Source organism: Streptomyces sp. NPDC021622 (genome assembly GCF_040640795.1).
Lineage (GTDB): Bacteria > Actinomycetota > Actinomycetes > Streptomycetales > Streptomycetaceae > Streptomyces.
In genome coordinates, this window is sequence record NZ_JBFACK010000003.1 from 321,140 (window position 1) to 341,649 (window position 20,510).

A 20,510-nucleotide genomic window follows, 5' to 3' on the forward strand; every position below is an offset into this window, starting at 1 on the left:
CGGCGTACCGTTGACTCAGTCAAAGGTGACCCGTCCCGATGACCCGGAGTGAACCGCGATGGCCCACGCCTCCGATACGCCCATCCATGAGATCCGTGCCTTCAACCGCTTCTACACGAATCTGATCGGCGCTCTCGACTACAGCCGTCAGCTCTACGTCCCGTACACCCTCACCGAGGCCCGCGTCCTCTACGAGCTGGCCCATGCCTCCCATCTCGACGCGGCCGACCTGCGCTCCGAACTCTCCCTTGACGCCGGGTACTTGAGCCGTCTGCTCGGCAAGCTGGAGAAGGACGGGATCGTCGAGCGCGCGCCCTCTGTACGTGATCCGCGGCGGCAGCGCATCACGCTCACCGCGCGGGGGCGCGAGACCGCAGGGCTCCTCGACGAGCGGTCCACGGAGGCCATCGGCTCGCTGCTCTCGGGCGTCCCGGCCGCCGAGCGGCCCCGCCTCGCCACCGCGATGCGCACCGTGCGGGAGATCCTGAGCAAGGGAGAGGTTGGCGTTGCGGTCTCGCGTCCGTTGCTCCGTGAGCCCGGGCCCGGTGATCTCGGGTGGATCGTGCAGCGCAACGCCGCCCTGTACGCCGCCGAGTTCGGCTGGAACACCGACTACGAAGGCCTGGTCGCGCGGATCGTCGCCGACTTCGCGGAGGATCACGATCCGCACCTGGAGCGGGTATGGATCGCCGAGCTCGACGGGCGGCCCGTGGGCAGTGTGATGTGCGTACGCGACGAGGCGCCGGGTACCGCGCGGCTGCGCCTGCTGCTCGTCGAGCCGGACGCGCGGGGGCGCGGCATCGGGGATCAACTCGTGGGTGCGTGCGTCGAGTTCGCCCGCGGGGTCGGCTATCGCGAGATGACCCTGTGGACCAATGACGTCCTGCGCGCCGCCCGCGCCATCTACCGGCGGCACGGCTTCGTCCTCGTCGAGGAGAAGCCCCACCGCTCGTTCGGTGCCGATCTCATGGGGCAGGACTGGCACCTGCATCTAGGGTCTGCGTCATGAAACTCGCCTTCTCCACCCTCGGCGTGCCCGGACTCCCCCTCGCCGACGTGCTGCGTCTGGCCACCGCCCACGGCTTCCACGGCGTCGAGCTGCGCGCGCATCCCGAAGAGCCGGTCCATCCGGGGATCGGGCTCACCGAACGCGCCGACGCGGCCGCCCGGTTCAAGGACGCCGGCGTGGAGATCGTCACCATCGCCGGGTACGCGCGCGTGGCCGCGCCCGGCGAGGACGGTCCCGTGCTGGACGAGATACGTTCGCTGCTCACCCTCGCCCGCGACCTGGGCGCCCCCTTCATCCGCGTCTTCCCCGGCGGCGGCACCGAGCAGAGCGCCGAGGAGGCCGACGCGACGGCCGCCCGGCGGCTCGGCACCGCGGCCGAGTACGCCGCGGACTTCGGCGTACGCATCCTCCTGGAGACCCACGACTCGCACCGCACGGGAGCCGCGGCGACCCGCGTCCTCGGCGCCGTCGGGCATCGCAACGCGGGCGCCCTGTGGGACCTGATGCACACCTGGCTCGGCGGCGAGTCCCCCGCCGACAGCTACGCGGCGCTCTCCCCGTTCCTCGGCTACGTACAGGTGAAGGACATCGCGTCCGCGCAGGACACGACGCCGCTCGCGCTCGGCGACGGCGTGCTGCCGCTCGCCGAGTGCGTGGACGTGCTACTCAGCGGGGAGCACCGGGACGGGTGGCTGTGCTGGGAGTACGAGAAGCGGTGGTACGAGGCAGCGGCTCCGCTGCCCGAACTACTCGGTCCTGGACGGGAGTTCCTGTCCCGGCTCCTGAACCGCGCGGCCTGACTTCCGCTCCTGAACCGCGCGGCCTGACTTCCGCTCCTGAACCGCGCGGCCTGACCCCGGCGAAGGACGTCAGGGCGACCCCGCACACGAGCAGCGCCGCCGCGCACCACCCGAGTCCGCTCACCGACTCGCCGAGTACCAGCGCGGCCGCTGACATGCCGAACACCGGGACCAGGAGGGAGAAGGGCGCCACGGTGGAGGCCGGGTGGCGGCGCAGCAGGTAGCCCCAGGCGCCGAAGCCGAAGACCGTGGTGATCCAGGCGACGTAGACGATGATCCCGGCGCCCTGCCAGTCGAGGGAGCCGAGGGCTTCGAGGTCCCGCGAAGGGCCCTCGAAGAGGAGGGAGAGGCCGAGCAGCGGCAGTACCGGGACCGTGCTCACCCACACCATGAAGTTGAGGGCGTCGGGCGGGGACGCCTTGCGGGTCAGGACATTGGAGGCGCCCCAGCAGGCCGCCGCCGCGATGAGCAGTGCGAAGGCCGACAGCGTGCCGGAACCGCCCTCGTCGACGGCCGCGACACCGATGCCCGCCAGGGCGACGATCATCCCCAACAGGCGTATGCCGCCCGGCCGTTCGCCGAGCACCGCGAAGGCGAAGACGGCCGTGAACACCGCCTGGATCTGCAGCACGAGGGACGACATGCCGGCCGGCATCCCCGCGTCCATGCCGATGAAGAGCAGACCGAACTTGGCGACCCCGAGGACAAGGCCCACTCCGACGATCCACTTCCAGGCGACCTTGGGCGGGCCCACGAAGAAGACGGCGGGCAGCGCCGCCACCAGGAAGCGCAGGGCGGAGAAGAGCAGCGGCGGGAAGTGGTCGAGCCCCACCTCGATGACGACGAAATTGACGCCCCATACGGCGGCGACGAGAACGGCCAGGCAGACATGTACGGGTCGCATGCGTCGAGGATCACCCGGCATGACCATGTAGGACCAGCGCGGATATCTGCATGATGGGATGAAGCAACGCTACCGAATCATGTCCCGCATGGATGGATGGAGTGGGTCCCTCGTGCTCGATCTCGCCCGGCTGCGCGCCCTGCACGCCGTCTCGGTGCACGGCACCGTCGGCGCCGCGGCCACCGCGCTCGGCTACACCCCGTCCGCCGTCTCCCAGCAGATCGCCAAGCTGGAGCGGGAGACCCGCACCACCCTCCTCGAACGGCGGGGCAGGGGCGTCGCGCTCACCGAGGAGGCACGCCATCTCGCCGCCACCGCACAGCAGTTGATGGCGATCGTGGAGCGCGCGGAGACCGAGCTGGAGGAGCGGCGCGGGCTGCCCGCGGGGCGGCTCACCATCGCCGCGTTCGCATCGGCGGCGCGCGGCCTGCTGCCCGGGGTGCTCGCGGATCTCGCCCTGCGGCATCCCGCGCTCGACGCCCGGATGTCGGAGATCGACCCGCATCTCTCCATCGACCTGGTGGCCAAGGGCGCGGTGGACCTGGCCATCGTGCACGACTGGGACATCGCGCCGCTGCCGACGCCTCCCGGCGTCGAACAGGCCGTCATCGGCGACGACCTCTGCGACCTGGTCGTGCCCGCCGGGCACCGGCTCGCGGGGCGGGCGTCCGTGCGCCGCGAGGAGCTGAAGGACGAGCGGTGGATCACCCAGCCGCCGGGCCTGGTCTGCCACGAGTGGCTCATCCGCACCCTGCGCGACGCGGGCTGCGAGCCGGACATCGCGCACATGGCGGAGGAGAACCCCACCCTGGTGGCGCTGGTCGCCGCGGGGCTCGGCGTCGCGCTGATCCCCCGCCTGGGCCGCGGCCCGGTCCCCGAAGGTGCGGTCACGGTGCGGCTCGATCCGGTGCCGGTGCGGCGGCTCTACGCCCTGTGGCGGGCCGGGGCGTCCCGGCGCCCCGCGATCGCCGAGACGGTCAGGACGCTGCAGGCGCACTGGCCCGAAGCAGCACCCGAAGCAACACCCGAAGCGGCCCGGGAAGCCGTCCCGGAAGCGGCTCACTGAGCCTCAGCTCTCACGGACGTACCACTTTCCGGAAATACTCCCCCGGCCGGGAACCCATGCGAAGGGGGCGGCGTCCAACGGGCGTGCTGCCGGGTGAGTCTCCGCAAGGCGGTGTCGGCATCGCTGCTGGCTGCGAACGCTGACCACCCTCTCCGCCGCCTGCGGCCGGCAGCATGCCGTCACCGGTGCGCCCCCCTCCAACAGCACCGGTGACGGCCCCTCACTCCTCCACAGTGGCCGCCGGATCCCTTGACCGGCAGAAATCTTCGGGATATCCGTGACTCGGGAAAGTTTCCTTCAGCCGGTTCCCCCAGCCCGGCTGCCGCCAGGCCCCGGCCCGGCTCCGGTCCGGCATCCTCCCCGAAGGAGCGCACATGTCGTCCCACCGCAATACCTCCAGACGCACCCTGCTCGCCGCCACCGCCGTCGCCGCGACGGCCCTTGCCGCCCCGTCCGTGCATGCGGCGGGCAGCGGCGACCGCGACCGCGACCGGAGGCTCCGGGAGCGCATCTCCCGCATGAGCCTGGAGGAGAAGGTCGGCCAGCTCTTCGTGATGCATGTGTACGGCCACTCCGCCACCGAGCCCGACCAGGCGGACATCGACGCCAACCTCAAGGAACTGGGCGTACGCACCGCCGCCGAGGCCGTCGCCAAGTACCACCTCGGCGGCATCATCTACTTCGGCTGGGCCCACAACACCCGTGCCCCGCACCAGATCGCCGCCCTCTCGAACGGCATCCAGCGCGCCGCCCTCACCCCGGAGACCCCGGAGCAGTCCCCCACCTCCGGCATCCCGCTGCTCATCTCCACCGACCAGGAGCACGGCGCCGTGGCCCGCGTCGGCATCCCCGCCACGCTGCTGCCCGGCGCGATGGCACTCGGCGCCGCGGGCTCGAACTCCACCGCCCGCAAGGCGGCCCGCATCGCCGGCGCCGAACTGCGCGCGCTCGGCATCCGGCAGAACTACGCCCCGGTCGCGGACGTGAACGTCAACCCGGCCAACCCCGTCATCGGCGTACGCTCCTTCGGCTCGGACCCCGAAGCGGTCGCCGGCCTGGTCGCCGCGCAGGTCAAGGGCTACCAGGGCACGGACATCGCGTCGACGTCCAAGCACTTCCCCGGGCACGGCGACACCAAGGACGACAGCCACTCCAAGCTGCCGTACATCCACCACACCCGTGAGCAGTGGGAGACCCTGGACGCCCCGCCGTTCCGCGCTGCGGTGGCCGCGGGCATCGACTCGATCATGACCGCGCACATCGTGGTCCCCGCCCTCGATCCAGCCGAGGACCCGGCCACCCTCTCCCGCCCCATCCTCACCGGCATCCTGCGCGAGGAACTCGGCTACGACGGGGTCGTGGTGACGGACTCGCTCGGCATGCAGGGCGTCCGCACGAAGTACGGCGACGACCGTGTCCCGGTGCTCGCCCTGAAGGCGGGCGTGGACCAGCTCCTGAACCCGCCGAAGCCGGAGATCGCATGGAACGCGGTGCTCCAGGCGGTCAGGGAAGGCGAGTTGACCCAGGCGCGCCTTGACGAGTCGCTGCTGAGGATCCTGCGCCTGAAGGCGAAACTGGACCTGTTCTCCGACCCGTACGTCACCTCGCGCGGCGTCGACAAGGCGGTCGGCACCCGTGCGCATCTCGCGGCCGCCGACCGGATCGCGGAGGAGACGACGACGCTGCTCCTGAACGGGGGCGGGCTGCTTCCCCTTTCACGCCGTACGCACCAGGAGATCCTGGTGGTGGGCGCCGACCCGGCGTCGCCATCGGGCACCACGGGCCCGCCGACGGCCGTCATGGGGCGGGAGTTGACGGAGCTCGGCTTCACCGCGACGGTCCTTCCGACGGGCACGGCACCCTCGACCACGAAGATCGCGGAGGCGGTCGCGGCGGCCGCGGGTAAGGACGCGGTGGTCGTCGGCACGTACAACGTGGGGGCGGGGAGCGCCCAGATCGCCCTCGTGGAGGCCCTGGTCGCGACCGGCGTCCCGGTCGTCGCCGTGGCGATCCGCAATCCGTACGACGTGGCGCGGCTCGGCTCCGTGGGCGCCTCGCTCGCCGCCTATTGCTGGACGGACGTCGAACTGCGCGCCGCCGTAAGGGTGATCGCGGGTCGCGCCGAGCCGACGGGGCGGCTGCCGGTGCCGGTGCAGCGGGCGGACGATCCGGCGCAGGTGCTGTACCCCGTGGGCTACGGCCTGACGTACTGACCGTACGCCGCACAACCGGCGCACCACCGCCAACTGACCCAAAGCACCCCGTGCACCTGGCGTGCGCCCGCCCCGGCGGGTCACGCTGGGTGCACATATCGGGGGGTTTGCCATGCTGGCCATGCCTGGCTGGAACACGGCACGGCGCGTGGGGGCGAGGTGGGTGCCGGTCCTTGCGGTGCTCGCTGTGCTCGTCGGCGCGGCCGGCTGCCAGAAGTCCGCGGATCCGGGGGCGGGTTCGTCGGGCCGGCTCGACGACGACCGGCCGTCCGCTGCGGTGTCATCCGGATACGGTGCGGTCTTCCTCGCCGTGGACGAGTGCAGTTCGCGGGGGCGCGAGACGTTCACGGAGGTGTCGTGCACGAGTGAACGCGCGGCGGCGCGGGTGACCGCACGCTACGACGGAAAGGTGGCGGAGGGCCCGTCGTGCCCCGCCCGCACCGACTTCGTCCTGCACATCAGCGAGGACAGGCCCGCGGTGGACGAGGACGGGAACGGGGCGGTGCCGCGGGGGTACGCGTGCATGCGGAACCTGGAGGCGCCGCATCCCGGTGACCCCGGGGGCGGGGGCGGCCCCCTCACGGTCGTCGGGGACTGCGTCTACAGCGCGGGACGGGACGAGGTCCGCGAAACGGCCTGCGACGGCTCCGGCACGAAGCCCCCCGAATACCGGGTGACGAACTCGGTCTCGGACCGCTCCCAGTGCCCGCCTGCGACGGAGCTTTACGTGTCGCTGGGGGGCGGGAAGCCGGTGGGGTGTGCGGTGCGGGTGTGAACGTGGCCTCAAACGCCGGCCGGGCTGGAACTGATCAGCCCGTCCGGCGCTTGAGGACGAACTCGCCGAAGGCGGTGATCTACGGCCGCAGCATCTGCTTCCGGTCAGCGTCCTTGCGGTCCAGCTTCGCGTCGTACGGAGCCAGCGGCTTCGCCGTGGCCGAGGACGTCGAGACGCCGGCCCAGGCCTGGATCCGCTCCGTCGCCTTCGCCTTCTCGTCCGCGACGAGGCCCGCCACGTTCGCACCGTGGTTCCCGCCGGGCGCAGTGAAGACGTACGAGTCGTGCTTGCCGCCCGTCGCGGGGTGGAACGGCTCCGCACCCCACGGGTCGTTCTCCCCGTAGACGTACATCATCCGCTGCGAGTTGCGCTTCACCCAGCTGTCCACATCCCGCATCACACCCGGCTGGAACTTCATCGGGATCGAGCGCGGGACGAAGTTCCGCGGCGGCTGGTAGCCGTAGCGGCTCAGGTCGCCGAGCCAGGGCTGGGCGATGTCGGGCGAGCCCAGCTGCGTACCGGCCTGGTAGTAGTACGGCGTGTACGGGGTCAGACCCTGGTCCGTGTAGGAGGACCAGCCGCCCACCTCGTCGACGTAGTCGAAGATCGCCTGGTCGGAGGCGGACTTGGCGTCGGGGACCTTCGCGCACGCGGCCTCCGGCTGGTACTGCCAGAAGCCCCACACCAGGTCGAGGACGACCGCCTCGTACGCCTTGTCGAGGTTCCCGACGGTCTTGAAGGTGTAGCCGCCCGCCTCGGCGAACGCGGCGTACTTCTTCTCCAGCGGCTCACGCCGCACGAGGGCCTCGCGCTGCACGGCCTCGAGCGCGGCCCGGCACTCCTTCGTCCCGACCGTCTCGAAGAACTCGTCGTAGGCCGAGTCCTCCTTGTTCACGACGTCGTTCGGGGCGACGTACGCGACGACGCCGTCCATGTCCTTGGGGTAGAAGCGCTCGTAGTACGTCGCCGTCATGCCGCCCTTCGAACCGCCGGTCGCCACCCACTTCTTGTCGTAGATGGGCTTGAGCGCCTTGAAGATGCGGTGCTGGTCGCTCGCGGCCTGCCAGATGTCGAGCTTGGACCAGTCGGCGGGCTCGGGGCGGGACGGCGTGAAGAAGCGGTACTCCATGGAGACCTGGTTGCCGTCGATGATCCGCGTCGGCTCGCTGCGGCTCGGGTTGGTCGAGACTCCGTAGCCGCTGGTGAAGAAGGCGGTGGGGCGGGCGGTGTCCTTGTGCAGCACCGTCAGGCGCTGCTTGAAGGTGCCCTTGGAGGGGTGCCGGTGGTCAATCGGCTGGGTGTAGTTGAGGACGAAGTAGCGGTAGCCGGTGTACGGCTTCTCCTCGATCAGGCTCATGCCCGGTATCGCGAGGAGCCGGTCCTTTATGTCCGTGGCCGAAGCGTCGGCCGTCGTGTCGTTGGCCCGCGGCTCGGCGGCGGTGGCCGCCCCTGCCGCGCCCACTGTGCCGACGGTGCCTATGAGCACCACTAGCGACAGCAGCCATCTGAGCGCCTTGCGCATGCACTCTCCCCTAAGTTCGCGATTGCGTCCGCCGGAACTTATCGGAGCAACTCGCTCACTACTAGGGGCTCTTGCGTCACACCCGGACGCAGTACGTCACAAAGAGGGCACTCCGCCCGGAACTGCTCTCAGCACAGGATTCAGTACAGGATTCAGCACAGGATCCAGCCGGAGCTGGTGCTCCCCGAGCCCACCGTCCCCTTCACCCACACGCACCTGCGTCCCGCGTGCACCGTCACCGGGCCCGCGTGATGGGTGTACTGCCCCGCGTCCTTGGCGGGGCGGTTGCCGCGGGCCTGGACGCTGACGGACATGGTCTTGCGGGCGCCGGGGCGCTTGGCGATGGTGAGGGCGCAGACGTATCCGCGCTTCTTGTAGATCTCGACCTTGCCGGTGCTGAAGGCGAGGGTGCGCACCTTGTGGCCGGCGCAGCGGGCCGCCGAGACCTGCGCCTGCGCCGTGCCGGCGCCGATGAGCCCGACCAGGACGGACGCCGCAAGGACGGCGGCACCGAGCGCGAGACGCCGCCGTATTCGACCGTTGCCCACCGGGTTCCCCTCCCGCCACTTCCGCATCAGCGTACTGATGTACGGACGCGTCCCGTAGGGGGCGCGGTTGCGCAGCGGTCCCGATTCTTCGCGGCGATCATGCAGCCGAGGGCTCCGCCTCCCCCACGAAGGTGCGCCACAGCCGCGCGTAACGCCCGTCGAGCGCGAGCAGCTCGTCATGGGTGCCGTCCTCGGCGACCCGGCCGTGGTCCATCACGATCACGCGGTCCGCGCGGGCGGCGGTGGTGAGGCGGTGGGCGACGACCAGGGTGGTGCGCCTGCCCGCGATGCGGTCGGTGGCCTGGTTGACCTGCGCCTCGGTGGCGAGGTCGAGGGCGGCGGTCGCCTCGTCGAGGAGCAGGATGTCCGGGTCGACGAGCTCGGCGCGGGCCAGGGCGATCAGCTGGCGCTGTCCCGCGGAGAGGTTGCGGCCGCGCTCGGAGACCTCGTGGAGGTAGCCGCCGTCCAGGGTGGCGATCATGTCGTGGGCGCCGACCGCGCGGGCCGCGGCCTCGACCTCGGCGTCCGTGGCGTCGGGGCGGCCGTAGGCGATCGCGTCGCGCACCGTGCCCGCGAAGAGGTAGGCCTCCTGCGGGACGACACCGAGGCGGTGGCGGTACGAGGTCAGATCGAGGGACCGCAGGTCCGTGCCGTCCACCGTCACGCGGCCGCCGGTCGGGTCGTAGAACCGGGCGACCAGTTTGACCAGGGTCGACTTGCCCGCGCCGGTCTCGCCGACGAAGGCGACGGTCTGGCCGGCCGGGATCCGCAGGCGGACGTCGCTGAGAGCGTCCTCCTCATCCCCGTACGCGAAGTCCACGTCCTCGAAGGCGATCTCGCCGCGCAGGGACAGCACGTCGAGCGGCTCGTCGGCGGCCTTGGTCGAGGTCGGCTCCTGGAGGAGTTCCTGGATGCGGCCGAGCGAGACGGTGGCCTGCTGGTAGCCGTCGAAGACCTGGGAGAGCTGCTGGACGGGTGCGAAGAACAGGTCGATGTAGAGGAGATAGGCGACGAGCGCGCCCGTCGTCAGGGTGCCCGCCTCCACGCGGCCCGCGCCGACCATGAGGACCGCCGCCGCCGCGACCGCCGAGAGCAGCTGCACGAACGGGAAGTAGACGGAGATCAGCCACTGCCCGCGGATACGCGCGCTGCGGTAGTCGGCGCTGGCGTCGGCGAACTTCTTGCCGCCGGAGCGCTCGCGCCGGAAGGCCTGCACGATGCGCAGGCCCGCGACGGACTCCTGGAGGTCGGCGTTGACCACGGACACCCGCTCACGGGCGAGTTCGTACGCCTTGACGCTGGAGCGGCGGAAGAAGAACGTACCGATGATCAGCGGCGGCAGCGTCGCGAAGACGACGAGCGCGAGCTCCACGTCGATGACGACGAGCGCGACCATGATGCCGAAGAAGGTGACGACGGAGACGAAGGCGGTGACCAGACCGGTCTGCAGGAAGGTGGAAAGGGCGTCCACGTCCGTCGTCATCCGGGTCATGATGCGCCCGGTCAACTCCCGCTCGTAGTAGTCGAGTCCGAGCCGCTGGAGCTGGGCGAAGATCTTCAGACGGAGGGAGTAGAGCACCCGCTCGCCCGTCCGTCCGGTCATCCGCGTCTCGCCGATCTGCGCCGTCCACTGCACGACCACGGTGAGCAGCGCGAGCCCGGACGCCGCCCACACCGCGCCGAGCGCGAGCTGCGAGACGCCCTCGTCGATGCCGTGCCGGATAAGGACGGGGAGGAGCAGGCCCATGCCCGCGTCGACGGCGACGAGGAGGAGGGCGAGCAGCAGGGGCTTACCGAACCCCGCGAGGAGGCGGCGCAGTCCGTAGGACTCCTCGGGGGTGACGGCCCGCGCCTCGTCGATGCCGGGGGTGTCGGTCGCCGGGGGCAACGCGTCGACCTGGGCGAGGAGTTCGGGCGTCGCGGGCATCCCGGAGAGCGCGGTGTCCTTCGGCTCGCGGTCGCCGACCCAGAGCTGCGGGGTGATGCCGCGCTCGGCGTCGAACTCGGCGTCGAGCTCCGCGCGCAGGGAGGTGTCCTCGGGGATCTCGACCGGGACCGCGTGGCCGGGCGATACGCCGCCGAGCTCGTCGGGATCGGTCAGCAGACGCCGGTAGAGCGTGGAGTTCTCGGTCAGCTCCTCGTGCGTGCCGATGGCGGCGAGGCGTCCGTCTTCGAGTACGGCGATGCGGTCGGCGAGATTGAGGGTGGACCGGCGGTGGGCGATGAGGAGAGTCGTACGCCCGGCCATGACGCCGCGCAGGGCTTCGTGGATCTCGTGCTCGACCTGCGCGTCCACCGCGGACGTGGCGTCGTCGAGGACGAGAAGGCGGGGGTCGGTGAGGATGGCGCGGGCGAGCGCGATGCGCTGGCGCTGACCGCCGGAGAGGGTGAGCCCGTGCTCGCCGACGGTGGTGTCGTATCCGTCGGGCAGCTCGGATATGAAGCGGTCGGCCTGTGCGGCGCGGGCCGCGGTCTCTATCTCCTCCTGGCCGGCGTCGGGCTTCCCGTACGCGATATTCGCCCGCACGGTGTCGGAGAAGAGGAAGGAGTCCTCGGGCACGAGCCCGATGGCGGCCCGCAGCGAGTCGGCCGTCAGCTCGCGCACGTCGTGCCCGCCGATGAGGACGGCGCCGTGCGTCACGTCGTAGAAGCGGGGAAGCAGCAGCGAGACGGTGGACTTTCCGCTGCCGGACGAGCCGACGACGGCGAGGGTCTCGCCGGGCCTGATCTCGAAGGAGAGCCCGTCGAGGACGGGGCGGCTGTCCTCGTACGCGAAGGACACGTCGTCGAACTCGACGGTCGCCGGAGCGTCGGCGGGCAGCTCCTTCTTGCCGTCCTCCATCGTCGGCTCGGTGTCGATGAGTTCGAGCACGCGCTCGGCGCCGGCCCGTGCCTGCTGCCCGACGGTGAGGACCATGGCGAGCATCCGCACCGGGCCGACGAGCTGGGCGAGATAGCTGGAGAAGGCGACGAACGTACCGAGCGTGATCTGCCCGCGCACCGCGAGCCAGCCGCCGAGGGCCAGCATCGCGACCTGCCCGAGCGCGGGCACGGCCTGCAGGGCGGGGGTGTATTTCGAGTTCAGCCGGATGGTCCTGAGCCGCCCCGCGAAGAGCTTGCGCCCGACCTCCCTGAGCTTCCCGGTCTCCTGCTCCTCCTGACCGAAGCCCTTCACGACGCGTACGCCGGAGACGGAGCCGTCGACGACTCCGGCGACGGCGGCGGCCTGGGCCTGCGCGTACCAGGTCGAGGGGTGCAGTCGGTTGCGGCTGCGCTTGGCGATGAACCACAGGGCGGGGGCGACGGCGAGCGCGACGAGGGTGAGGGGCAGCGACAGCCACGCCATGATCACGAGGGAGATCACGAAGAGCAGGATGTTGCCGATGGTCATCGGCAACATGAAGAGCAGGCCCTGGATCAGCTGAAGGTCGCTCGTCGCCCGCCCGACGACCTGCCCGGTGGACAGCTCGTCCTGCCGCCGGCCGTCGAGCCGGGTGATCGTGTCGTACATCTCGGTACGGAGATCGTGCTGGACGTCGAGGGCCAGGCGGCCACCGTAGTAGCGGCGGATGTAGGTGAGGACGTAGACGACGACGGCGGCGCCGATGAGGGCTCCCGCCCAGGGGAGCATGGACCGGGTCTGGTCCTCGACGACGTCATCGATGATCACCTTGGTGATCAGCGGGACGAGCGCCATGACGGCCATGCCGCCGAGCGAGGCCCCGAGCGCGAGCACGACGTCCTTCGGGTACCGCCACGCGTACCCGGTCAGCCTTCCCCAAGGTCTCGGCTCCGCTCGAGCAGGGGAGACCCCATCCGCCCAGCCGGATTTCCCCTGCTGGACCCCACCCCGTTGCTCCGCCACCAGATGCCTCCCGTCGACCTGACCTGCCGAGAGGCACAACCTGGGGGGACGCGGATTTCATCCCGTTGCAACAAATACGGGCCTCAGGACCTAGGACTCCCTGGGTGCGGACGTTCCCCGGACTAGAAGGGACCGGGGAGGGTCACGGAGATGCGGTTACCGGTGTCGGTGACCACGACATTGCTCCAGACCAGGGTCATCGGCGGGCTGCACTTCGGCTTGAATGTGGCTGTGACCGTCACGGTGAAGTTGGCCTTGCCGTTCTGGACCGGGCTGATCGCTTCGCCGCTGGTGGACTGCTTGTTCGCGGCCGACGGATCGTTGCCGCCGCGGTTGACGCACTGGGCGTCGGCGGTGACGGAGATTCTGACGGTCTGCTGGTTGCCGAGGCCGGCTTCCTTGCCCTTGACGGTCAGGCTGCTGCCGGAGGAGGTCGCCGTGGGCGTGCCGACGAAATGGGCACTGACAGCCCCGGCGGCGGGGGCGAGGAACCCCAGGATGCCGACTGCCACTCCTGCGGGCAGCAGAAGGATGGAACGACTGCGATGTGTCATGAGGTTCACCCCATCGGGGAGCCACGACACAGAATTACCGTGCGTGACTAATGAAGGCCGCGCAGCCGTTTTAAAGCCGCACATACCAATAGAATATGCCGAATTGGGAAGTCATACAAGGAAAGAAGGCCACGCACAGTCACCATCAGGTGATCCGTGCGTGGCCTTCTTCCCGTTGCCCGCGCTCAGAGATGCGTCGGCTCGAACATCCGCAGTAGTGCCGGAAGCACGACGACCGACGGACCGGGGGCCGCCAGTGCCTTCGCCAGGTCGTCCCTCAGCGTCTCCGGAGTCGTACGGATACCCGGCACCCCGAAGGACTCCGCGAGCGCGACGAAGTCGGGCCGCGACAGTTCCGTCGCCGTGGGTTCGCCGAAGGCGTCCGCCATGTACTCGCGCAGGATGCCGTAGCCCCCGTCGTCCACGATCAGCCAGGTGACCGGCAGGTCGTGCTGCTTGGCCGAGGCCAGTTCGGCGATGGAGTACATCGCGCCGCCGTCGCCCGAGACGGCGAGGACCGGCTTCGAGGGGTCCGCGGCGGCCGCGCCGATGGCGGCGGGGAAGCCGTAGCCGAGGCCGCCCGCGCCCTGCGCGGAGTGCATCGTGTTCGGGTGACGGGCGTCGAACGCCGACCAGGCCCAGTACGCCAGGATCGTCATGTCCCAGAAGGACGGTGACGTGTCCGGAAGGGCCGCGCGCACCGACGCGAGGACCTGCTGCTCCAGGGTGAGGTCCTGGGCGGCGATCCGCTCCCGGACCTTGGCGAGGACCGCCGCGACCCGCTCAGGGGCCGAGGGGTCCTCCCGGGGGGCGTCGATCGTCTCCAGGAGCGCGGAGAGCGCGATGCGCGCGTCCGCGTGGATGCCGAGCGCCGGGTGGTTGGACTCCAGCTTCCCCGCGTCCGCCTCGATCTGGATGACCCGGCCGCGCGGCTTGAACGTGTGGTAGTTCGAGGAGAGCTCGCCCAGACCGGAGCCGACCACCAGGAGGACGTCCGCGTCCTCCAGGAAGTCCGTCGTGTACCGGTCCTCCAGCCACGACTGGAGCGAGAGCGGGTGCTCCCAGGGGAACGCGCCCTTGCCGCCGAAGGTCGTGACGACCGGGGCGTTCACCAGCTCGGCGAGCGCGAGCAGCTTGCCGCTCGCGTCCGAACGTACGACTCCGCCGCCCGCGATGACCGCCGGGCGCTCGGCCCGGGACAGCAGGTCGGCCGCCACCGCGGTCAGCTCGGGGCGCGGCACGACCTCGTCCGGGGTCGCGTCCATGGCCGTGACGACGGGCAGCGTCGTCTCCGCGAGCAGCACGTCCTGCGGGATCTCCACCCACACCGGGCCGTGCGGTGCGGTCAGCGCCGACTCCCAGGCCGCGGCGATCGCGGAGGGGATCTGCGAGGCCGTGCGGACCGTGTGGACGGACTTGACCACATCCCTGAACGAGGCCTGCTGGTCGCGCAGTTCGTGCAGATAGCCGTGCCGGCCGCCGCCGAGGCCCGCCACCGGGACCTGGCTGCCGATCGCAAGGACGGGTGACGACCCGGCCGCCGCCTCCTGGAGCGCGGCGAGCGAAGTCAGCGCGCCGGGGCCGGTGGACAGGAGCAGCGGGGCGACCTCGCCGGTGATCCGGCCGTACGCGTCCGCCGCGAAGCCCGTGTTGTTCTCCACGCGCAGTCCGACGTACGAGAGGGACGAGCGGCGCAGGGCGTCGAACATGCCGAGCGCATGCTGTCCGGGGAGGCCGAAGACGGTCGTCGCGCCGAGGCCCTGCAGGGTCTCGACGACGAGGTCGCCGCCGTTGCGCCCGGCGGGCGGGTTGAGGGCGGCCTCAGTCTGACGCGGCGTGGGGCGCAGCACCATGTCGTGGTCGTGGGTCATGCGACGTCTTCTCCTTCTCGCCCGGACTGCGGCCCCGGGCGGGCGCTGCGGCCGCCGGGCCGCGCACGGCGGCCCGGCGTGTCCTGGTGTCCTACAGCCTTGCGGCCGTGGTCACTTCGCGTTCTGGTCCGCACCGGCGGCGCGGCCTGCGGCGATCTGGCTGCTCATGATCGTCGTCAGCTCGTACGCGGTGTGCGAGGCGGCGACGGCCGTGATCTCCGCGTGGTCGTAGGCGGGGGCGACCTCGACGACGTCCGCCGATACGAGGTTGCAGGAGGAGAGCCCCCGCAGGATCTCCAGGAGCTCGCGCGACGTCATGCCGCCCGCCTCCGGGGTGCCGGTGCCGGGCGCGTGCGCCGGGTCGAGGCAGTCGATGTCGATGGAGATGTACAGCGGGCGGTCGCCGATGCGCTGGCGCAGCTGGTCGGCGACCTCGTCGGCGCCGCGGCGGTAGATGTCCGCCGAGGTGACGATGCCGAAGCCCATCTTCTCGTCGTCCGTGAGGTCCTGCTTGCCGTACAGCGGGCCGCGCGTGCCGACGTGGGAGAGCGCCTCGGTGTCGAGGATGCCCTCCTCCACCGCGCGGCGGAACGGCGTGCCGTGCGTGTACTCGGCGCCGAAGTACGTGTCCCAGGTGTCCAGGTGGGCGTCGAAGTGCAGCAGGGCGACCGGGCCGTGCTTCTTGGCGACGGAACGAAGCAGCGGCAGGGCAATGGTGTGGTCGCCGCCAAGGGTCATCATGCGGGCGCCCGAGCCGAGCAGGTCGTCCGCGGCGGCCTCGATGGTCTCGACGGCCTCGTTGATGTTGAACGGGTTGGCGGCGATGTCGCCCGCGTCCGCGACCTGCGCGAGCGCGAAGGGCGAGGCGTCCTGCGCCGGGTTGTACGGACGCAGGAGGCGCGAGGCCTCGCGGATCGCGTTGCCGCCGAAGCGGGCGCCCGGGCGGTACGAGACACCCGAGTCGAAGGGCACGCCGACCACGGCGATGTCGGTCTTGCCGCCGACCTCGTCGAGACGGGGCAGCCGTGCGTACGTCGCCGGGCCCGCGTACCGGGGAATGCGGGAGGAGTCGACGGGGCCGCGGGGGGTCGGGGTCTCGGCGCTGGTCATGGTCGGTTTCCTCCTGCTGATGCGAGTGCTGCGTTATCAAGTGTCGCGCGGCCCACTGACAGTGAGCACCGGCAGTGGGCGGCGCGCTGAGCTAGACGGTGGTCGTTACTGGTTCTGCCGTCTCCTGCGTTCCCCGGCCGGCGAGCCGCTCGCGCCACGCGACGAGCACCGCCGCGTCGGTCGGCTTCGTGGCGAGGGAGACGACGACGTACACGGCAAGGGACGTCAGGAGGCCGTAGTAGATGGGCTCGTTGGCGAGGATTCCGTAGCCCCACATGAGCCCGATGACCGAGAGGCCACCCGCGGCGACGGCCGCGAGGGCGCCGTTCGCGGTGCCGCGCCGCCACAGAAGCCCGCCGAGGATCGGCACGAGGAGGCCGGCGACGAGAAGGTTGTAGGCGACGGTCAGCGCCTGGACGACGTCGTTGAGCGCGATGGCGATGCAGACGACGGCGATGCCCATGATCAGGATGAAGAGGCGGTTGCCCTTCACCTCGTCGTGCGGCTCGTCGTTCGCTGCGTCGGCCTTGACGACGCCCCGCAGCCGCGACCAGATGTCGTTGTTGGCCACGGTCGCGCAGGCGATCAGCGCGCCGGACGAGGTGGACATCACCGCGGCGAGCGCGGCCGCGAGGACCAACCCCCGTACGCCCATGGGCAGTTCGTCCCGCACGATGGTGGCGAAGGCCGCGTCCGCGCTCGGCAGCTTCGGGTACATGACCTTGGCCGCCGTGCCGATGACGGCGCCCGCGATCGCGTAGACCAGGCAGTACGTACCGGCGACGGTGCCTCCGTAGCGGGCGACCTTGTCGCTGCGCGCGGTGAAGACGCGCTGCCAGATGTCCTGCCCGATGAGCATGCCGAACGTATAGATCAGGACGTACGTGAAGATCGTCTCGCCGCCTATGCCCAGCGGGTCGAAGTACTCGGTGGGCAGCTTGGCCTTCATCTCGCTGAAGCCGCCGGCCTTGACGACCGCGATGGGCAGCAGCAGGAGCAGTACACCGATCGTCTTGACCACGAACTGCACCATGTCGGTGAGCGTGATCGACCACATGCCGCCGAGCGTCGAGTACGCGACGACGATGGAGCCGCCGAGGATGATCGCGAGCGTGCGGTTCATGTCGAAGATGACGTCGAAGATCGTGGCGTACGCGATGGTCGACGTGACCGCGAGCATCAGCGTGTACGCCCACATGACGACTCCGGAGATGACGCCCGCGCGGCCGCCGTAGCGCAGGTCGAGCATCTCGGAGACGGTGTAGACCTTCAGGCGGGCGATGCGCGCCGAGAAGAAGACGCTCAGCGCGAGCAGGCCGAGGCCGATGGTGACGACCATCCAGGCGCCGGAGAGCCCGTACTGGTAACCGAGGCCGACGCCGCCGATGGTGGACGCGCCGCCGAGGACGATGGCGGCCATGGTCCCGGAGTACATCCACGGCCCGAGGCGGCGTCCCGCGACCAGGAACTCGCTCTTGGACTTGGCGCGGCGCATGCCCCACCAGCCCATGGCGAGCATCCCGACGAGATAGACGACGATCACTGTGTAGTCGACGGCCATAAAGGGGGCCTCCTTCGCGCACCTCGGTGGCGTGTCGTGCAGATGGGGGTGATGACCGGCCGTGGGGACATCCGCCCGTACCCGCGGCCTGCGGTCGGCACGACCTTAGGTGGCCGGAAAGCAACGCTGAAGTGTACGTTTCATCCACTCCCAGCAACCAAGATGGATGGAACATCCACCGTGCCGGACCCTGCCGCATCACCTGCCTCACCTTCATCCCCTGGCTCACCTGGCTCAGCTGGCTCACCCGGCTCACCTGCCTCTTCCATCGCTCCCCCGACCCCGCCCGTCCCGCTGACCGCCCTCCTGGCCCGGGAGGACCTGGGCCTGCGCCAGATCGCGGGCCCCGACGCCACCGACTCCGGGGCGGCCATCCACTGGGTGCACACCTCGGAGATGGCGGATCCGTATCCGTATCTCCTGGGCGGCGAGATGCTGTTGACGGCGGGCGTGCACATCACGGACCCGGCGGGCGCGGGCGTCTACCTCGACGACTACGTGGCGCGCATCGTGGAGGCGGGCGGCGCTGCGCTCGGCTTCGGAGTGGCGCCGGTGCACGACACGGTGCCGCGCGCCCTGGTGACGGCCTGCGACCGCTATGGGCTGCCCCTACTGGAGGTGCCGCCGCGTACGACGTTCAGCGGGGTCGCCCGCGCGGTGTGGCAGCTCGTGGCGGAGGCCAGGCACGCGGAGCTGCGCCGGGTGACGGAGGCCCAGCAGGGGCTCGCCACGGCGGCGGCACGGCCGGACCCCGTCCCCGCGGTGCTGCGCCAGCTGGCGGCGCGCCTGGGCGGCTGGACGGTCCTGTACGCGCCGGACGGAGCGGTGCTGCACACGGCGGGGACAGCGCCGGAGCCGGGGGCTCGCAACGCGTTGTGCGACCTCGCCGGGGTAGTGCGCCCCGGCGGCAGGACCGGCCCGAGCCCCGCGTCCGCCACCGACTCCGTGGGCGGCACCCAGCTCGCCGCGTACGCGCTCGGCGGCGGTCAGGGCTTCGCGCTCGGTGTCGCCGCCGAGCAGCGCGAACCCGGGGACCACACCATCACCGGCGTCGCGGTCGTCCTCCTCTCCCTCCTCACCGGCAGGCACCAGGGGGCCGCCGAGTCCACGCGCTCGGCGGCGCTCGTGCGGCTGCTGCTCGGGGCGACGGCCGGCGATGTCACACCGCTCCTGGGGGCCGGGCGCTGGACCGTGGTGCACGCGCGCGGGGACGCGGACGCCGATCCGGTGGCCCGTGCCATGGCCGCGTCCGCGCTCGCGGCGGCGCTGGACTGCGGCCTGGTGGACGCGGGCGAGGGCGTCGCCCGGCTGCTGCTCCCCGCCGACCGCGAGATCGCCGAGCAGCCCGGCTGGACGCTCGGGGCGTCCGCACCCGCCGCCACCGGCGACCTGCCCGCCGCCGACGCCCAGGCGGCCCGCGCCCTGCGCCGCGCGGAAGCGACCCGCACGCCGCTGGTCCGGCACCGCGAGGCGGGCATCGCCGCGCTGGTCGCGCCCGCCGAGGCCGACGCCCACGCGCGCGTGCTGCTCGCCCCGCTGGGCGGCAGCCAGGCCCTCACGGAGACCCTGCGCACCTGGCTCTCCCTGCACGGCAGTTGGGACCGCACGGCAACGGCACTGGGGGTGCACCGCAATACGGTGCGGCAACGGGTCGCGCGGTGCGCGGCACTACTGGACGCGGACTTGGACGATCCCGATGTCCGCATGGAGCTGTGGTTCGCGCTGAAGCGAGCCTCTTAAGAGGCGCCGGGGGGCGCCCCGTAAGGGGCGCGGGGCTGTGACATCTGCGGCTCCGCCGCGTGGGCGCGACAAGCCACATGCGGCCCGCAGACGAAAGGCAGATCACACAGCCCAGGCTTCAAGACGCCCCGGCCCCGCGGCCCAAGCAACGGCACAATGGATCCCATGCCGATACCCAGCCGAGCCGCGCTCGTCGACCACCTCGTACGCTCCCGCATCGCGGGCGACGTCGCCACCCCCCGCGAGAACAACCTCAGCCACTACAGGAAGCTCGCGAACGGCGACCGTCACTACTGGCTCGGCCTGGAGCTCGGCGACCGCTGGAGCGACGAGCAGGACGTCCTCGCGGTGATGGCCGAGCGGTGCGGTGTCATCGACGACGCGGAGTACCGGCAGGGGCAGGACACCATCGACCCGGAGCTGACGGTCGACGCCCTGGAGCGGATGGCCGCACGTCTTCGGAAGGCAGCCGCCGGCAAGGAGCGGGTCCTTTTCGCGACCGGCCACCCCGGGGGCCTGCTCGACGTGCACCGCGCGACGGCGGCCGCCCTGCGCACGGCGGGCTGCGAGATCGTCGTCATTCCGGAGGGCCTCACCGCCGACGAGGGCATGGTGTTCCAGTTCGCCGACGTGGCGATGCTGGAGCGTGGCGCGACGCTGTGGCACACGCACTCCCCGGAGCCGATGAACGCGATCCTGGACGGCCTGGAGCGCGAGGGCCGCCCGCAGCCGAACCTGGTCGTCGCCGACCACGGCTGGGCGGGACGGGCGGGCCAGCGCGGCATCGACTCCGTCGGCTACGCGGACTGCAACGACCCGGCGCTGTTCATCGGTGAGGCCGAAGGCACCCTCCAGGTGACGGTCCCTCTGGACGACCACGTCACGAGCCCGCGCTTCTACGACCCGATGACGGCGTACCTCCTGGACGCGGCGGGACTCACTCCGGAGGCCTGAGTCACGGCCACCGGACTC

At 71.1% G+C, this 20,510-nt stretch carries 14 protein-coding genes and 1 pseudogene; 7 read left to right on the forward strand and 8 right to left on the reverse strand.

Annotation, left to right across the window (positions count from 1 at the left end; all coding sequences use genetic code 11):
- Positions 1–58 precede the first annotated feature (58 nt).
- Together AB0G47_RS08850 and AB0G47_RS08855 are read left to right on the forward strand one after the other, a co-directional pair.
- Positions 59–1,009, forward strand: a complete 951-nt coding sequence (locus AB0G47_RS08850; RefSeq protein ID WP_360765789.1) for a bifunctional helix-turn-helix transcriptional regulator/GNAT family N-acetyltransferase — start codon at positions 59–61, stop codon at positions 1,007–1,009.
- Positions 1,006–1,722 (forward strand): annotated as a pseudogene (locus tag AB0G47_RS08855) (sugar phosphate isomerase/epimerase family protein); the annotation flags it as partial. The gene AB0G47_RS08850 and the pseudogene AB0G47_RS08855, both read left to right, overlap by 4 nt.
- On the opposite strand, the gene AB0G47_RS08860 reads toward AB0G47_RS08855, so the two are convergent.
- Positions 1,676–2,713 (reverse strand): EamA family transporter, encoded by a 1,038-nt coding sequence (locus AB0G47_RS08860; RefSeq protein WP_360765791.1) that lies wholly within the window; start codon positions 2,711–2,713, stop codon positions 1,676–1,678. The pseudogene AB0G47_RS08855 and the gene AB0G47_RS08860 overlap by 47 nt on opposite strands.
- Positions 2,714–2,825: 112 nt before the next feature.
- Between AB0G47_RS08860 and AB0G47_RS08865 the strand changes: the two genes are divergently transcribed.
- The 3 genes from AB0G47_RS08865 (at position 2,826) to AB0G47_RS08875 (ending at position 6,767) form a co-directional block, all read left to right on the forward strand.
- Positions 2,826–3,779 (forward strand): LysR family transcriptional regulator, encoded by a 954-nt coding sequence (locus AB0G47_RS08865; RefSeq protein ID WP_360766549.1) that lies wholly within the window; start codon positions 2,826–2,828, stop codon positions 3,777–3,779.
- A 374-nt stretch (positions 3,780–4,153) separates the two neighbouring features.
- Entirely contained in the window at positions 4,154–5,992 is a 1,839-nt protein-coding gene (locus AB0G47_RS08870) for a glycoside hydrolase family 3 N-terminal domain-containing protein (protein ID WP_360765794.1), read from the forward strand.
- Positions 5,993–6,104: 112 nt separating this feature from the next.
- On the forward strand, positions 6,105–6,767 hold the full coding sequence (locus AB0G47_RS08875) for a hypothetical protein (protein WP_360765796.1): 663 nt from the start codon (positions 6,105–6,107) through the stop codon (positions 6,765–6,767).
- A 79-nt stretch (positions 6,768–6,846) separates the two neighbouring features.
- Here the strand turns inward: AB0G47_RS08875 and AB0G47_RS08880 are convergent, their stop codons facing one another.
- The 7 genes from AB0G47_RS08880 to AB0G47_RS08910 all read right to left on the reverse strand — a co-directional run bounded on the left by AB0G47_RS08880 (position 6,847) and on the right by AB0G47_RS08910 (position 17,798).
- Positions 6,847–8,289: a S28 family serine protease gene (locus AB0G47_RS08880; protein WP_360765798.1), complete on the reverse strand. Its 1,443-nt coding sequence runs from the start codon at positions 8,287–8,289 to the stop codon at positions 6,847–6,849.
- A 152-nt stretch (positions 8,290–8,441) separates the two neighbouring features.
- Positions 8,442–8,837, reverse strand: coding sequence for a hypothetical protein (locus AB0G47_RS08885; protein ID WP_360766552.1), 396 nt, complete (start codon positions 8,835–8,837; stop codon positions 8,442–8,444).
- A 97-nt stretch (positions 8,838–8,934) separates the two neighbouring features.
- The gene (locus AB0G47_RS08890; RefSeq protein WP_360765801.1) at positions 8,935–12,573 is read right to left on the reverse strand and encodes an ABC transporter ATP-binding protein; all 3,639 of its coding nucleotides are present in this window, start codon (positions 12,571–12,573) and stop codon (positions 8,935–8,937) included.
- A 251-nt stretch (positions 12,574–12,824) separates the two neighbouring features.
- Positions 12,825–13,256: a hypothetical protein gene (locus tag AB0G47_RS08895; RefSeq protein WP_360765803.1), complete on the reverse strand. Its 432-nt coding sequence runs from the start codon at positions 13,254–13,256 to the stop codon at positions 12,825–12,827.
- Positions 13,257–13,441: 185 nt separating this feature from the next.
- Positions 13,442–15,127, reverse strand: coding sequence for a thiamine pyrophosphate-binding protein (locus AB0G47_RS08900; protein ID WP_360765806.1), 1,686 nt, complete (start codon positions 15,125–15,127; stop codon positions 13,442–13,444).
- A gap of 111 nt (positions 15,128–15,238) precedes the next feature.
- Positions 15,239–16,237, reverse strand: coding sequence for an agmatinase (speB, locus tag AB0G47_RS08905; protein WP_360765808.1), 999 nt, complete (start codon positions 16,235–16,237; stop codon positions 15,239–15,241).
- Between the two features lie 91 nt (positions 16,238–16,328).
- On the reverse strand, positions 16,329–17,798 hold the full coding sequence (locus AB0G47_RS08910; RefSeq protein ID WP_360765811.1) for a sodium:solute symporter: 1,470 nt from the start codon (positions 17,796–17,798) through the stop codon (positions 16,329–16,331).
- A 162-nt stretch (positions 17,799–17,960) separates the two neighbouring features.
- On the opposite strand from AB0G47_RS08910, the gene AB0G47_RS08915 reads away from it, so the two are divergent.
- Both AB0G47_RS08915 and AB0G47_RS08920 read left to right on the forward strand, forming a co-directional pair.
- The gene (locus AB0G47_RS08915; RefSeq protein ID WP_360765813.1) at positions 17,961–19,538 is read left to right on the forward strand and encodes a PucR family transcriptional regulator; all 1,578 of its coding nucleotides are present in this window, start codon (positions 17,961–17,963) and stop codon (positions 19,536–19,538) included.
- 165 nt (positions 19,539–19,703) lie between these two features.
- Positions 19,704–20,492 (forward strand): phosphatase, encoded by a 789-nt coding sequence (locus AB0G47_RS08920; protein ID WP_360765815.1) that lies wholly within the window; start codon positions 19,704–19,706, stop codon positions 20,490–20,492.
- Positions 20,493–20,510: the final 18 nt, after the last annotated feature.

Coding starts and splice junctions, on each gene's coding strand:
- AB0G47_RS08850 (WP_360765789.1), top strand. CDS start 59: ATGGCCCACGCCTCCGATACGCCCATCCATGAGATCCGTGCCTTCAAC.
- AB0G47_RS08860 (WP_360765791.1), bottom strand. CDS start 2,713: ATGCGACCCGTACATGTCTGCCTGGCCGTTCTCGTCGCCGCCGTATGG.
- AB0G47_RS08870 (WP_360765794.1), top strand. CDS start 4,154: ATGTCGTCCCACCGCAATACCTCCAGACGCACCCTGCTCGCCGCCACC.
- AB0G47_RS08875 (WP_360765796.1), top strand. CDS start 6,105: ATGCTGGCCATGCCTGGCTGGAACACGGCACGGCGCGTGGGGGCGAGG.
- AB0G47_RS08880 (WP_360765798.1), bottom strand. CDS start 8,289: ATGCGCAAGGCGCTCAGATGGCTGCTGTCGCTAGTGGTGCTCATAGGC.
- AB0G47_RS08895 (WP_360765803.1), bottom strand. CDS start 13,256: ATGACACATCGCAGTCGTTCCATCCTTCTGCTGCCCGCAGGAGTGGCA.
- AB0G47_RS08900 (WP_360765806.1), bottom strand. CDS start 15,127: ATGACCCACGACCACGACATGGTGCTGCGCCCCACGCCGCGTCAGACT.
- speB (WP_360765808.1), bottom strand. CDS start 16,237: ATGACCAGCGCCGAGACCCCGACCCCCCGCGGCCCCGTCGACTCCTCC.
- AB0G47_RS08910 (WP_360765811.1), bottom strand. CDS start 17,798: ATGGCCGTCGACTACACAGTGATCGTCGTCTATCTCGTCGGGATGCTC.
- AB0G47_RS08915 (WP_360765813.1), top strand. CDS start 17,961: ATGGATGGAACATCCACCGTGCCGGACCCTGCCGCATCACCTGCCTCA.
- AB0G47_RS08920 (WP_360765815.1), top strand. CDS start 19,704: ATGCCGATACCCAGCCGAGCCGCGCTCGTCGACCACCTCGTACGCTCC.